The organism is Pseudomonas panipatensis (assembly GCF_900099785.1).
GTDB classification, from domain to species: Bacteria; Pseudomonadota; Gammaproteobacteria; order Pseudomonadales; family Pseudomonadaceae; genus Pseudomonas; species Pseudomonas panipatensis.
Genome location: NZ_FNDS01000015.1, coordinates 79,273 through 93,130, shown reverse-complemented (window position 1 = coordinate 93,130; position 13,858 = coordinate 79,273). Strand labels below are relative to the sequence as shown.

10 protein-coding genes and 3 tRNA genes are annotated in these 13,858 nt (G+C 62.4%); 2 read left to right on the top strand and 11 right to left on the bottom strand.

Annotation, left to right across the window (positions count from 1 at the left end; translation table 11 throughout):
- From BLQ74_RS25035 to BLQ74_RS24985, 11 genes are all read right to left on the bottom strand, one after another.
- Nucleotides 1–438: contractile injection system protein, VgrG/Pvc8 family (locus BLQ74_RS25035; protein ID WP_280139899.1), on the bottom strand; the 438-nt coding region annotated here is incomplete at its 3' end.
- 2 nt (nucleotides 439–440) lie between these two features.
- Nucleotides 441–3,107, bottom strand: coding sequence for a type VI secretion system ATPase TssH (gene tssH, locus BLQ74_RS25030; RefSeq protein WP_090267948.1), 2,667 nt, complete (start codon nucleotides 3,105–3,107; stop codon nucleotides 441–443).
- A gap of 153 nt (nucleotides 3,108–3,260) precedes the next feature.
- Nucleotides 3,261–3,752: an Hcp family type VI secretion system effector gene (locus BLQ74_RS25025; protein ID WP_090267947.1), complete on the bottom strand. Its 492-nt coding sequence runs from the start codon at nucleotides 3,750–3,752 to the stop codon at nucleotides 3,261–3,263.
- Nucleotides 3,753–3,764: 12 nt separating this feature from the next.
- Entirely contained in the window at nucleotides 3,765–5,507 is a 1,743-nt protein-coding gene (locus BLQ74_RS25020) for an OmpA family protein (protein WP_090267945.1), read from the bottom strand.
- A 9-nt stretch (nucleotides 5,508–5,516) separates the two neighbouring features.
- A complete protein-coding gene (gene tssL / locus BLQ74_RS25015) occupies nucleotides 5,517–6,197 on the bottom strand; it encodes a type VI secretion system protein TssL, short form (RefSeq protein WP_090267944.1) in 681 nt (226 codons plus the stop codon).
- Entirely contained in the window at nucleotides 6,194–7,549 is a 1,356-nt protein-coding gene (tssK, locus tag BLQ74_RS25010) for a type VI secretion system baseplate subunit TssK (RefSeq protein ID WP_090267942.1), read from the bottom strand. The genes tssL and tssK overlap by 4 nt, the downstream gene beginning before the upstream one ends.
- Nucleotides 7,550–7,573: 24 nt before the next feature.
- The gene (tssC, locus tag BLQ74_RS25005) at nucleotides 7,574–9,112 is read right to left on the bottom strand and encodes a type VI secretion system contractile sheath large subunit (protein WP_090267940.1); all 1,539 of its coding nucleotides are present in this window, start codon (nucleotides 9,110–9,112) and stop codon (nucleotides 7,574–7,576) included.
- A 34-nt stretch (nucleotides 9,113–9,146) separates the two neighbouring features.
- Nucleotides 9,147–9,650, bottom strand: a complete 504-nt coding sequence (gene tssB / locus BLQ74_RS25000) for a type VI secretion system contractile sheath small subunit (RefSeq protein WP_090267939.1) — start codon at nucleotides 9,648–9,650, stop codon at nucleotides 9,147–9,149.
- 1,096 nt (nucleotides 9,651–10,746) lie between these two features.
- A tRNA-Lys gene (locus tag BLQ74_RS24995) sits at nucleotides 10,747–10,822 on the bottom strand.
- A 6-nt stretch (nucleotides 10,823–10,828) separates the two neighbouring features.
- Nucleotides 10,829–10,905, bottom strand: a tRNA-Pro gene (locus BLQ74_RS24990).
- Nucleotides 10,906–10,914: 9 nt separating this feature from the next.
- Nucleotides 10,915–10,990: transfer RNA gene (locus tag BLQ74_RS24985), tRNA-Asn, on the bottom strand.
- Between the two features lie 208 nt (nucleotides 10,991–11,198).
- Here BLQ74_RS24985 and BLQ74_RS24980 point away from each other — a divergent pair.
- Together BLQ74_RS24980 and BLQ74_RS24975 are read left to right on the top strand one after the other, a co-directional pair.
- Nucleotides 11,199–13,517, top strand: coding sequence for a DUF1631 domain-containing protein (locus tag BLQ74_RS24980; RefSeq protein WP_090267937.1), 2,319 nt, complete (start codon nucleotides 11,199–11,201; stop codon nucleotides 13,515–13,517).
- Nucleotides 13,518–13,520: 3 nt separating this feature from the next.
- Nucleotides 13,521–13,853, top strand: coding sequence for a PilZ domain-containing protein (locus BLQ74_RS24975; RefSeq protein WP_090267936.1), 333 nt, complete (start codon nucleotides 13,521–13,523; stop codon nucleotides 13,851–13,853).
- Nucleotides 13,854–13,858 lie beyond the last annotated feature (5 nt).

Sequence of the window (13,858 nt, the reverse complement as noted above, 5' to 3'; positions counted from 1 at the left end):
ATGCCGGCTGCGCAGGATGCCCTCGACGATTTCCGGCACCGACTGGTGTTGGTAGATGCGGTATTGCCGGCCATTGCGAAGCAGCGCCAGGCGCGGCTCCAGGGTGATTTCGTAGCGGGCCTCGTCGTTGGAGGCGGAGAGACGCCTGAAGCCGCTGACCACGCCATGAAGGGTGCGCAGCGGCTGGACCGGGGGCAGGCTGAGGCCGCCGAATGGCAAGTTCTGCGGCGGCGCATGGAGGCTGAAACTGGCGTCTTGGCCGAGCAGCCGGTCGGCGCCGATATCGCGTTCGCTGCAGGTGAATTCCACGCGGTAGCTGAACGGCTGGCTCAGGCCCTCCTCGCCCTCGAAGGCCAGTACGTCGAGCCTCGCCTCGATGCCGCGAACGCGCAGCTTGTGCCGGCTGTGATCGAAGAAGGTACGCAGTTCGTCGAGCATGTTCAGGCCTCCTGGGGCGCCGGCTGCGCCACGTCCTGTGCGTCGGTGAAGTGCAGGGTGATGCCTTCCACGTCGCTGTAACTCAGGGTCACGCCCTGGGCTTTCTGCCGGGCCGCCTGGCGTTGCAGTAGCTGTTGGCTGAGCACCGGCAGGATCTGTTGGTTGAGCAGGCTGTCGATGTTGCGCGCGCCGCTGTCGGGCAGCAGGCAGGCGGCGACCAGGGCGTCGTTGAGGCTGTCGCCGATCTGGCAGGCCAGGCCGTAGTGGCGTTGCAGGCGCCTGGCGACCTGGGCAAGCTTGATGGCGACGATGCGCCTCAGTGCGTCGGCCTGCAGCGGGCGGTAGATCAGGGTCTGGAAGCGTGCCAGCAGGGCCGGCTGGAAATGCTCGCGGAGGATCGGCCGCAGCAGTTCGTGCAGGGTGCTGTCCGGCGCCTCGGGCTGCTCTTGCAGGCAGGCTTGCAGCGCGTCGCTACCGAGGTTGGAGGTCATGAGGATGACGGTGTTGCGGAAGTCGATTTCACGCCCTTCGCCATCGCGCATGAAGCCACGATCGAAGACTTGGTAGAAAAGATTGAGCACGTCGCGATGGGCTTTCTCCACCTCGTCGAGCAGCACCACGCTGTACGGCCGCTGGCGTACCGCTTCTGTGAGCACGCCGCCTTGGCCATAGCCGACGTAGCCAGGTGGCGAGCCCTTGAGTTGACTGACGGTGTGGGCTTCCTGGTATTCGGACAGGTTGAGGGTGATGAGCGACTTTTCGCCGCCGAACAGGCTGTCGGCCAGGGCCAGGGCGGTTTCGGTCTTGCCGACGCCGCTGCTGCCGACCAGCAGGAAGACGCCCAGCGGGGCCTTCTCTTCGCTCAGGCCGGTCTTGGCCGCGCGCAAGCGCTGGGCCAGGGCGCCCAAGGCATGCTCCTGACCGATGACACGCTCGCCCAGTCGCTGCTCCAGCTCCAGCAAGCTGGCGTGTTCGTCCTTGAGCAGGCTGCCCAGCGGCACGCCGGTCCAGTCAGCGATCACTTCCGCCACGCTGCGTCCGTTCACGTCGAGCGACAGCAGCGGCTGGTTGCCTTGGACCCGCGCCAGTTGTCGCTGCAGTTCCGCGCAGCTGTCCATCTGAAGCGGCTTGGCCTGACGCGCGGCGAGCAGTCGCTGGGTCAGGTCGAGTTCACGCCGGTATTGCTGTTCCAGTTCGCTTTGCCGCTGATCCAGCTCGGCGTACTGCTCGGCGATCAGCGCCAGGTGCTCGCCGGTGCTGCCGCCGATGAGCCGCGTGTCTTCCTCCAGGGCCTGCCGCTCCAGTTCCAGGGCTGCCCGCCGGGCCTTGAGGCGGACCAGCGCCTGCGGTTCGCAGTCGAGGCTCATGCGCACGCGTGCGCTGGCGGTATCGAGCAGGTCGACGGCCTTATCCGGCAGTTGGCGGCCGCTCAGATAGCGCCGCGACAGGCTGACCGCGGCCTGCACCGCGGCGTCCTGGATGTGTACGCCGTGGTGGCTGGCGTAGCGTGCCTTGAGGCCACGCAGCATGAGGCAGGCATTGGCGTCGTCCGGCTCGTCGACCTTGACCATCTGGAAGCGCCGCTCCAGCGCCGCATCGCGCTCGAAGTACTGTTTGTATTCGCTCCAGGTCGTGGCGGCGATGGTGCGCAGCTCGCCACGGGCCAGAGCCGGCTTGAGCAGGTTCGCCGCATCGGCGCCGCCCGCCTGGTTGCCGGCGCCGATCAGGGTATGGGCCTCGTCGATGAACAGCAGTACCGGGATCGCCGACTGCTGCACCGCGTCGATGACGTTCTTCAAGCGTTGTTCGAATTCGCCTTTGACGCCGGCGCCGGCTTGCAGCAAGCCGAGGTCGAGGGTGCGCACGCTGACTGGCTTGAGGCTGTCCGGCACCGCGCCTTCGGCGATGCGCAGGGCCAGGCCTTCGACCAGGGCTGTCTTGCCGACCCCGGGTTCGCCGACCAGAATCGGGTTGTTCTTGCGCCGACGGCTGAGGATATCGATGACCTGGCGGATTTCGTCGTCACGGCCGAACACCGGATCGATCCGCCCTTCCCTGGCCTTGCTGGTGACATCCTGGGTGAACTTGTCGAGCACGGCCTGCAAGGCATCGTGCCGCGTCGCCGGGGTGGTTGGCGTCAGGGCTTGGCTGGCGGATGCCACGCTCTGGCTCAGGGCGTTTTCCTGCTGGACCTGCGGGCGCTCTTCGGAGTGTTGGTCGAGCAACGGCAACAAACGTTGCAACTGGGTTTCTCCGAGACTGAGCAATGGCCACGCGGCTTCGCAGGCGAGCAGGCCGGGAGTCTCCAGGAGCGCGCCGAGCAGGTGCGCGGAGCGCAGGCTGTCGTTGTGATCGTCCAGCGATGCACGCAGCCAGGCGTTCTTGATCAGTTGCTGCAGCTTGGCGCAGAGCTGTGGCTTGCTCTGCACGCTGCGCGGCAGTCGGTCCAGATGGTCGAGCAGGCCCTGCCAGAGGGCGTCCAAGTCCCATTCGTAGCGGCGCGCGATGAAGGTCAGGTCGCCCTCCCCTTGCTCCAGCAGTTTGAGCAGCCAGTGCTCGATGCTGATCTGCGCATGGGCGCGGCTCTGGCATAGCGATGCCGCAGCGCTCAGCGCCTGGGCGCAGTATGGGTTGAGGCGACGAAGCAAACTGGCGGAATTCTGTGCCATGCGGGTGCGTCCTTGTCCTGGGTTCTTGGCGCGTACAGGGCTATGCAGGTGCTCGATGGGAAGCTCGATGCGCTTGGTCGAACGCCCGCGAACGGACGCTCGACCCTGCGCACTGGAACCCGCAAACGGGGGCCGTCTGCGGGTTGTCCCGCATCAAGCGCTCTGGCGCTCGTTCCAAGAGTCGGCGTGAATGATGTTGCCGTCCTTGTAGGTCCAGGTGATCTTCTCGTAGCGCAGTTCGACCTGTTCCAGGTGGTTGTGCTTCTCCTTGGATGGATCTTTGACGTCGTGCATTTTCGGCGCGACCTTGACCACCTTGACGTTCTCCAGCTTGGTGATGAAGTACTCGACTTCCTGGCCGGCGTCGTCAATGCGGTACCACTTGAACTCGGCGCTCTTGAGGGTCTGACCGGTAGTCACGGCCTTGTACAGGTAGGGGCTGGAGGCATCGATTTCCTTGGTGAACAGGAACGGGGTGTGGACCCGGGTGCCAGTCAGCTTGCCGGTGTTGTTGTCGGTGGGGATGTAGAGGCTGTGGTCCTGGGCCACCACTTCGATGCTGCCTTCGCGCTTTTGCACGTCCACCGAACCCTTGATGTCCGCGCCGCCGTCGTCTTGCAGCCACAGGTAAACGGGAATTGCCATGTGAAGCTCCTTCTATTGGGGGGTGAATGCCGCCTGGTGCGACGGGTGTTGCCTATCCGGCCCCGCAGTGGAGAGCGCACAGGCCCCCACCTCCGGCACCAGACGGATATCGACGCGACGGTTGGCCGCGCGCCCGGCCTCGGTGTCATTGCTGGCGATCGGCTGGCTGGCGCCGAAGCCCTGGACGGCGAAGCAGCTGTCGGGGATGTCGCCCATGCGTTGCATCCAGTCGCGTACAGCCCCGGCCCGGGCGCGAGATAGCTGAAGGTTCTGCTCGGCGTTGCCGGTGGCATCGGTATGGCCGGCGATGACGATCAGCCAGCCGACCTGGGCCTTGATGTCGACCAGCGCGTTGATCAGTACCTTGGTCGAGCCCGGTTTGAGTTCGGCGCTCCCCACGCCGAACAAGGACAGGCTGTCCAGGCGCACGGGAGCGGGAATCTTGCTGGCCACTGGCGGCGCCGGCGGCTCTCGGTAATCGGCGATCGCCGACAGCAAGGGCGTGCGCAGACGCTCGCCGCGATAAAGGCCCAGGCCCAGCGCCAGGGGTTCGCCGTGGCGGTAGTAGTTGTCCAGGCGCGCCGCATCCTTGCGGAGCACGGCCACCGCCTGCTCGCGCAGGGCGAACTCGGGCTGCTCACGATGCGCCGGCTGAGGAATGGCCGCGTATCGGCGCAAGTCATCGGTGACCTGGCGCGCCAATAGGGTGTTTTGCCAAGCCGAACTCGCCAAGGCGGCCACGCTGGCCAGCACGAATGACCACAATGCGATCACACTCGCGCGGCGCATCGGGGAGTCATGGGCGTAGGTGGGTAGCAAATGCAGCAATGGATCGGGGAAAGGTAACCGCGCCTCCGCGGCGAGCGGAGCCGGCCCCAGGTCAGCCAACGCGATCTTGTCGCGCAGCCATTGCTGCCGCAGGTTGCCAGCCACCGCCTGGGGCAATGCCGGCACCATGGTGATGGCACAGGCCACAGCGACACAGGCCGGATCGCGGCTGTCGCGCTTCACTAGGTATGGCAGCACCATTTCCGCCACCCAGGCAGCGGCGCTGTGCAATTGCACGCAAGTGCGCAACCTGGCTGCATGCGTGGCGGAATCGGCAGCCTGCCGCTGCCAATCGGCCAGGCCAGTGCAAGCGCCGGTCTCGCGCACGCTGGGGTTGGTCTGCCCCGACTCCCAACTGAACCATGGCCCCTCGCCTCGCCGGGCCTGCAGATAGCTCACCAGAAGCAGTGGCAGCGCTATACCGCGCTTGCGAATCAGCGCCAACTGATGGCGGAAGGCCCGCACCCGGCCGGCCAACTCCGCGCCGTCAGTCTGCTCAGCGGGGTTGATGATGAAGAGGACACTGAGCTGACCGCCCCAATGCGGTCGGTGCGCCAGCACGCTATCGGTCACCGCCGGCAGTCGCTCGAGGCTAGAAACCCGGAGGTAGCAACCTTGCTCGCTCGTGCGCAGGGCCAAGTGTTCAGCGGGACTCGCGCCAAACAGGCCGGCGAGACCGTCGCCACAGACCAAAACCACGGGTTGCCGGTATGCGGCTGGCGGCAACGCGATGTTGTCCACAAGGGCCAAGGCCTGGCGCTGGCGTCGCGCTCGTCGCCCGGCCCAAAGCCAGGCCAGGGCAACGATGAGCACGACGAGCAGACCTGCCCATGTACGCGTCCACCCCGTAAACGGGATGATCGCCAATAGCACCAGCGCAAGCGTTCCGGCCCATAGCCATAAACCACGTGTCAGCTTGAGCGTCATCTGGGCCCCTCACACCTGGCCGGGTAACAGCGTGGCGATCACGCCGCCCAACAGGCGATCCAAGCCCCACCAGACGCCTAGCAGCAACAAGCCCGCCGCCAGGACATGGACCAGCGGTGAACGCAGCCAGCGGCGGATAGTCATTTGCTGGCTGACATCCACGCGCGTCGGTAGCGCATGGGCCATGTCCAGTGGCGCCACCTGCGCATTCAGCGCTGCCAGCAGTTGCTCGCGCTCGGGGTCCTGCGGATCGCGGTAGCGCCCCTGAAAGCCCAGCATCAACACGCGCTGGAAGGCAGTCAGCACCAGAGGATCGGGCACCGGCTCGCGCAGCACGTCGCGCATGTCTTCATAGAGAAACTCGCCAGCCTGGTGACGGCTGAAGAACCTGGCTTGCAGTGGCTCGCTCGCCCAGGCGGCATGCGCCTCGTCCTTGGCGCAACTGAGCACGGTTTCATCCAGCAGGGCGCACTGGGCGTGGCTGATGTGGTCGATGTTGCGCTGGCTCACGCCGGCATCCTTGAGGCGCTGACGAACCTGCTCGATCTGCTTCGCGCAGCGCTTCCACAGATCCTGGCTGTTCTGCGCCGACGCGCCCTGGCGCAACTCCACCACCAGCAGATAGCTGTCCTGCAACAGGGCGTCGATGTCCAGCCTCGACTTGGCGTGGTTATTGGCTCTCAGGCTCATGCGCGCAGCACCGCGAAGAGTTCCAGCTTCACATCGGCGAGAGTGCCCGGAACGTAGAAGGCACAGACTCCTTCGGCCAGCATGGCCCGGCCCGTGGCGTGGCCGAGGTCAAGCGCGAAGTATTGGTTCTCCAATCGCAGTGGAATCGCCGCCGGCACATGGCTGAGCGGCTGCAGCGGGACACCGTCGAGCGCGGCATTGACCAGTCGATCGACCTCATCCGGCGTGCCGACCTTGCACAGGCGCGGGAACTGAATCTGCAACTGCGCGGCGGGCATTCGGCAGCGCACGGACAGGTAAAAATCAGCCCCGTCGTGCTCGCGCAAGCGCGCGTCGTTGAGGGTGACCTGCCAGCGGTTCGCCCCGCGCTCTTCAAGCGCCAGCGCGATGACCCGCGACGGCAGGCTGGCCTCCAGCAAGGTGGAGATGGTGCTCATCAACGGCGGGAATACGGCCGCCAGGTGCTCGTGCCGGTAGGCTGGAATCTTGTCGATATCGTGTTCCAGCGAGAAGGTCAGCAAGCTGCCGGCCAGTTTGACCAGCTCCAGGTAGACCTGCTCGGGGTGCCGCGCAGGGTGAGCCTTGAGGTCGGCCAGTACCGGTTGGTAGGTGTTCAAGGCATTGAGCAGCCAGAACAGCGACACATCGGCCACGGCGAAATCGGCCATGCGCTGGTTGCTCTCGCGGCGCATGCCCATCAAGCGCTGGCGCTTGGCGGATAACTGGGTCAACAGGTTATCCAGTTGCACCAGCAGGCCCGGATGGGCAGCGAAGCTGAGCAGCGGCGGCACGTAATCGAGATCGAGGTTCCAGGCGCCTTGCCCATCGCGGGCCAGCCGCGCCACCGGGCAGGTCAGGTAGTCACCATTCTCGTCGCTGTCCAAACGCAGGCTCAGCAGGTGCTCCAGCACGCCGATCGACTGCGCTTCATCGCCATAGATGTCCTGTACCTGACGCCAATCCTGGCGATAGCGCGTCGGCCGATCAGCCCTGGCGCCGTCGAGCACGCAGTTGTTGCCATTGGCCTGCTCCAGCGGCAGAGCCAGGTGCAACGTGGCGTTTTGGGCGCCATCGGGCAGCAGCCGGGACAACTCTAGTGCGGGGGGCAGGCGATCCGCATGATCGGTATCGATCAGAGTGCCATCGGGCATGCGCACCCGCACTTGAGTCGCCTTGAGTTTGCCCAGGCGCAAGGCATCCAGGTCGAATGCCACCGATTGCACGCCCCAGGGGTGTACCAGGGACAACTGCGCGACACACTCGTTGGTCCAGGCCTCCCAGCGCGCCTGCTGCTGGAATTGCTGCGGGGACAACAATGCCCCCGCAGCCCATAGGGGGCGGTCGATCTTCATGGCGTCCTTTCCCTACGGAGTGACTTAGGCTTTCGCCTTGGGCATCTGCGAAACCAGCGACAGGTTGACGTCCATGCCTTCCACCTGGAAGTGAGGGACGGCATACAGCTTGACGCGGAAGAAGCCCGGATTGTCCTCGATGTCCTCCACCGTCACCTTCGCGTCACGCAGTGGGTGCGAGGCCTGCAGGTCATCTCCCGGATCGGTCATCTCGGTGACCAGCCCGCCGACCCACTTGTTCAGCTCCAGTTCCAGCAAGCGACGGTCTTTGGTGGTACCGATGTTCTCGCGCTGGATAAGCTTCAGATAATGCGCGATGCGCGACAGCAGGAAGATATACGGCAGGCGGGCATTGATTCGGCTGTTGGCGGTGGCGTCGGCGGTGTCATACAGCGCCGGTTTCTGGGTAGAGTTTGCCGAGAAGAAACACGCGTAGTCGCGGTTCTTGTAGTACGACAGCGGGATGAAGCCGAGGTTGGCGAACTCGAACTCACGGGTTTCCGGAATCATCACTTCCGAGGGAATCTTTACCTGATTGCCAGTGCCCAGATCGTATAGATGAATCGGTAAATCGGTGACCGCTCCGCCAGATTGAGGCCCGCGAATCTGCACGCACCAACCATTCGTGATGAAGCTCTTCACCATGTTTGCAGCGAAGGCGAACGACGCGTTGGTCCAGAGGTACTTGCCGTGATCAGGGCCCTTGACGCTCTCGATATAGTTGAAGCTGCGAACCGGAATGGTATCCGGGCCATAGGGCAGACGTCCCAGCACGCGGGGCATGGTCAGGCCGATGTAACGAGCATCGTCACTGTCGCGGAACGACTTCCACTTGATGTATTCGGCGCGGTCGAAGTAGTTGCCGATGTCTTTGATTGCGGCAACTTCTTCCATTGACTCCTTGCCGAAGAATGCCGGCCCCACCGATCCGATGAAGGGCATATGCGCAGCTGCCGCGACCTTGGAGATATTGCGCAACAAGGTAATATCCTGAGGGCTACGATCGAATTCGTAATTGGAAATAGCCGCGGCAATCGGCTCACCGCCCGGAGTGTCGTACTCCTGGGTGTAGGTGTGTACATAGAGGCCGCCCTGAGAAATCTCCGGTACATCCTCGAAATCTTGCACCAGATGTTCTTTGCTGATATCCAACAACTCGATGCGGACATTCTGACGGAAATCGGTCTGATCGATCAGTGACTTCACCCCGCGCCAAGTCGACTCGACACGCTGGAAGTCAGGATGGTGCATCACCGCATCGAGCTGGCGACTGATCTGCGCATCCAACGACGCGATATGTTCATCCAAAAGAGCCTTATCCAGACGTTCGATCTTCTGCGACGATCTTTTGAGTAGATTCAGGAACACGCTGACTGCGGCCGTGACTCGCTCATCAGCGGAAGCCTCGGACAATGCGTCGGTATTCTGAAAATTCTCAATACCGCCCAGTTCGGATACCGGACTCAGATTAATCTTGCTGAACAAGGCGGAATATACGCCTCGATTATCTTCTGCAAATACGGCTGCACCACGCGCTTGCGCGGAATCATGTTCTACGGACATCAAGGAAACTCCCAAATAATGCGAACCGGGGAAATTAACGATCTTCTTGCGGAGCCAGAGCAGCCAGCTCCGCTCGCAGTTCGTCACTCAACGCGTCATCCTTGAGGATTCGCTCCAGTTCGTGGCGGAAGGTGGCGTTGTCCAACAGGTTCGATTTGAGGTCGCGCAGCAGATTGCGCATGGCCAGCAGCGCTCGCAGCTGGGGGATTTGCCGCGCCACCTGCTCCGGCTCGAAGTCCTTCATGCTTTGGAAAGTCAGTTCGACGGAGGTTTCGGAGTCATCCTCCGCCAAAGTATTAGGCGCCGCCAGATTCAGCCGAGGAGAAAACTCATGCAAGACGCTGTCAAAATTATTCTTATTGATATTTATCTTGCTTCTTTCAGACAGCGGGCGTTGCTCTCTACCATTGCTGTAATCGCCCATCAGCATCAATTTCAGTGGTAGTTCGACTTTCTTCTGCGCACCGCCAGTGTGCAAGTCGAGCTTGATATTGACCCGCGCCTTTGGCACTTCATTTTGGAAGCTATTTGAAGCCATAAAACCCTCCAGACATCATTGCAACGACAAGCGCCATTACAAAAACAGACAAGACTGGAATTCACAGCATTAGCCGCCCAATACGAAGCTCTTCAGTCAGGGCACGTGAATTCCATTTCACATTCTTGGGGTGAGCAACTTCTTATGAATGCAACCCTACCTCTTCGATCCTTCTTTGTTCGCTAAGATGGCCTATTTCAATCACTCACACTAGAGCGACAATCAATACGAAGGAGTTTCAGACGCAGTTTTAGATATTGCCTACAAAATGGTTCAAATTTTCCATCAGCGCCGTCGAATCCGCCGCCAACAGATGCTCACCGCGATTTTCTCTTCTGAGGAACCGTAATCCGCTACAGATATTTCCAGTCCGAATTGAGGGACACGCAGATGAAGCCACCGACTGGCGAGGAAGGTCGCCGATATTCCAGCCCTTGCTGGCTTTGGGTTTCCACTGCTCGCTACGACCACCCCATCGCGGAGAGGAAGGGACTGAATACGAAAGTCCGAACCATTGATAGAAGAACGATTGCGTGCTTCTGGCGCTCAGGCGCGGCGAGCTATCAACAGCATCGGCTGGAAAATCCCCCGGCAGATGAGCAGGCGAATGGACGCCCCGGATCTGTGACACTGCGCCCTTAGAGGAAGCAACCGGAGCAACTGGTTTGGCCTCTGCAGCGGCGCTGCTCTCTGCAGGCGCGCTGTCCACCTTGACACGGAATTGATCCGGCTAAGGCGCTGGTAAAGCCGAGCAGGGCAACAGCCGAACGATGCGGCCAGCCCCCCACCAGACGAAAGGCAACGGCGATCAGCAGGCAAAGGCACGGCACTCGACATGAGCCAATATGCTCCAGCGCCGGGCATCAGATATGGCATCAGGCCGCCATCTGAACGCGTCGATCGCCAAGGGGGTGTCGTATGCCTAGCCGCTGTATTTCAGAGGGAGGGAAGCAGAAACGAAATAGCCCGCCTAAAAAGGCGGGCTATTTCATATTGAGATCACTTCGGAGCGGTCCTGAAACTCGCTCCACACGGCTGCTAGCTAGAGGTGTGCTGAACAGCTTCACTTCCTAGCACCGCACAACCGCGGTGAAAATGGTGGGTCGTGTAGGATTCGAACCTACGACCAATTGGTTAAAAGCCAACTGCTCTACCGACTGAGCTAACGACCCTTGATTTGGTCGGGGTAGAGAGATTCGAACTCCCGACATCCTGCTCCCAAAGCAGGCGCGCTACCGGACTGCGCTATACCCCGCTTGGAAGTTGGCTCCGCGACCTGGACTCGAACCAGGGACCCAGTGATTAACAGTCACTTGCTCTACCGACTGAGCTATCGCGGAACGACGAGACTTCCAATCTCCTCTACAGTTTCGGCTGCGCCGTTTCCCGTATCAGAGGCGCGCCATTTTACGGTTATCGAAGAGCATGTCAACCCTCTGATCCAAAAAGTTTTTCTCCTTTGCAGGCGTGTATCGTGATTGCTATATCTGCTTAAAACAAAATGATCGTCGTCGATACATTTGGCGGTAATCGCGGACAGGACAGCCCATGAGCTCGAAGGACACGCCGCACCTCTCCACTCTGGCCAGCCGGGCAATCCAGCCGCGATTCGGTGAACTGGTGCAGAGTTGCCGGCAACTCACGATGAACCGCTTGGCCGAGCTGCTGGGCGGCGTGTTCTCTCTAGTCGATGACACCCTATTCGAGTGCGCGGATAAGGCAGAGAACAACCAGGTCCAGGCCCTGTTTTTCGACAGCATGCGGGAAATCCGCCGCCAACGCCCCGCCTTGGAGCGCTCCTACCACCAGCGCTTTGCCAAGGGGCTCAGCGACTTCCTGCAAGGTAGCCTGCCCCCACCGGCTCCATTCGCAGAGCTGGATGTAGAGCAGCTGACCCTGGTCGGCAACGATGAATATGAAGAGACCCTGCTGATCACCAACATGGTCAACCAGGTCAAGGGCCAATGCGCCCAGGCGCTATTCGCCCTCGACCAACGCCTGGCGCTGTTGAACAACGGCAGCAAGCTCGGCGAGGACCGCAACCCCTTCGGCCCGCAGGCGATTGCCCAGACCTTTCGCGAGACCCTGGCGCAAAGCCCCTTCGCGCTGCGCATCAAGACCATCCTCTATGTGCTTTTCGACCAGCAGGTGATGCGCAACCTCAGTCCGCTTTACGATCAACTCAATCAGCGGCTGATCGATGCCGGCATCCTGCCCAACCTGAAATACCGACCACTGTCCGGAACGCACCCGCCCGCACGGCCGCAAGGCTCCGCCGGGAGCACGGTTGCCGCTCCCGTCGAGAGCTCCGGGGCCGGGGCGCCCGTGCAGGAGCCCGCCGCCACAGGCACGGCCTCCGATGCGAGCGCGCTTCCGGCCAGTCCACCGAACAACCAGCAAGCACTTTATAGCGGACTCAACGTACTGCTCGCCGAGCACCGCCGCAGCGGACAGGAACGTTTAGGCAACAGCCAAAGCATCGCCAGCCTCGCGCCGCGGACCGCCACACGCACCTATAGCGCCCAGGAGCTACTGGAGGCGCTGAATCGCCTGCAGCGCCTGTCTGCCCAGGACTTGGCGCAACGGCTGCGGCAGCCGCAGGCCGTCCAGCAGGTCAAACTCGAGTTGCATCAGCAACTGGAGGCCGCCAGCGCACGCCCGGGACAGAACAGACTGACCGAGCAAGAGGCCGATGTCGTCGATCTGGTCGGCATGGTCTTCGACTTCATCCTCGACGACGAAAGCCTGCCGGACAGTTGCAAAACCACGCTTTCTCACCTGCACACGCCCTACCTGAAGGTTGCCCTTCAGGACAAAGCGCTGTTCACCCAGCATCACCACCCGGCCCGCCGCCTGCTCAATGCCATGGCACAGGCCGGCTCGCTCTATGGTGGCGAGGGGGAAGAACGCGGTCTGCTGGCCAAGATGCACTGGGTGGTCGAGCGGGTCATTCAGGACTTCGTCGGCGACCTGCGTCTGTTCGACGAACTGCTCGGCGAGTTCAACGAATACACCACCAACATCCGCCAGAAGGCCGAACTGCGTGAGCGCCGCGCGGTGGAGGCGGCACGTGGTCGCGATCGTCTGCTGGGCGCGCGCGAACAAGCCATCGACGTGGTCACCCGCGCGATCCAGGGCCGCGAGCTTCCCAAGATCGTGCGCAATTTTCTCGAACTCAGCTGGAGCGATGCGCTGACCTTCATCCTCCTGCGCAATGGCGAACACAGCGAGGAATGGCGACGCGCCTGCGAGGTGGCCGAGCAACTGGCCTGGAGCGTGACGCCCCTGGACAATGCCGGCCGCGAGCGCCTGCTGACGCTGCGAGTGCCTTTGCTGGAGGATTTGCGCAAGGGCCTGGAAGTGCTCGGCGGCTACCATGAGGACGGTATCCGTCGTCTCCTGCAAGACCTGGTCGCCTGCCAGCATGCCATCCAGGCGAAGCAGCCGGAGATCGCCGACAGCCTGCGCCCGGAACTACCGGAAAGCCCGCTTGGCGCCATGCTCGGCGAAGAAGGCGAATTCCAGCGCACCACCCAAGCGAGCCTTGCCGAACACAGCCAGGAACTCCTGGAAAAGCTTCGCCACCTGGAGTTCGGCACCTGGTTCGAATTCACCGACAGCGTCCCGCCGCGGCGCCTGAAGCTGTCCTGGTTCAGCCCAACGACGCACAACTATATGTTCGTCGACCACCTGGGCCAGCGCGTCGCGGTCAAACCCATTGGTCAGTTGGCCCTGGAAATGGAACAAGGCAAGGTGCGCCTGGCCGTCGAAGAGCAGGGACCACCCCTAGTGGACCGGGCTCTCGGAGCCATCTATCGCATGTTGCAACGCCTCGCCGGGCGCAACCGCCCGCAGCCCAAGGAGTAAATGATGGAAGAACGCCGCCAGCATGAACGGCGCCGCACAGACCTCACCGTAGAGGTCTTCGACCGCTACTCCGGACGCTGCCTCGGCCGCCTGGCCGATCTGTCCAGCGAGGGCTTCATGCTCTGCGGCAGCGAAGTCCCGGCCGCCGACTCGGTGCTGGAATGCCGTCTCGTGCCACACCCTCCCCTGCATGAGCTGGGCGAGATCGAGCTGGGCGCCGACTGCCTGTGGAGCCGAGGCGGTAGCGACGGCCAGCTCGGCTGGGCGGGATTCCATATCATCGACCTGGCGGATAGCCAGGCGGCAGCGCTGGAAGCCCTTATCGCCCTCCTTTGAGGTTG

What these genes read in the sequence shown, in the direction of transcription:
- tssC (WP_090267940.1), bottom strand. Translation starts at nt 9,112, where the DNA reads ATGTCCGTAGAACATGATTCCGCGCAAGCGCGTGGTGCAGCCGTATTT.
- BLQ74_RS25020 (WP_090267945.1), bottom strand. Translation starts at nt 5,507, where the DNA reads ATGACGCTCAAGCTGACACGTGGTTTATGGCTATGGGCCGGAACGCTT.
- BLQ74_RS24980 (WP_090267937.1), top strand. Translation starts at nt 11,199, where the DNA reads ATGAGCTCGAAGGACACGCCGCACCTCTCCACTCTGGCCAGCCGGGCA.
- tssK (WP_090267942.1), bottom strand. Translation starts at nt 7,549, where the DNA reads ATGAAGATCGACCGCCCCCTATGGGCTGCGGGGGCATTGTTGTCCCCG.
- BLQ74_RS25025 (WP_090267947.1), bottom strand. Translation starts at nt 3,752, where the DNA reads ATGGCAATTCCCGTTTACCTGTGGCTGCAAGACGACGGCGGCGCGGAC.
- BLQ74_RS24975 (WP_090267936.1), top strand. Translation starts at nt 13,521, where the DNA reads ATGGAAGAACGCCGCCAGCATGAACGGCGCCGCACAGACCTCACCGTA.
- tssB (WP_090267939.1), bottom strand. Translation starts at nt 9,650, where the DNA reads ATGGCTTCAAATAGCTTCCAAAATGAAGTGCCAAAGGCGCGGGTCAAT.
- tssH (WP_090267948.1), bottom strand. Translation starts at nt 3,107, where the DNA reads ATGGCACAGAATTCCGCCAGTTTGCTTCGTCGCCTCAACCCATACTGC.
- tssL (WP_090267944.1), bottom strand. Translation starts at nt 6,197, where the DNA reads ATGAGCCTGAGAGCCAATAACCACGCCAAGTCGAGGCTGGACATCGAC.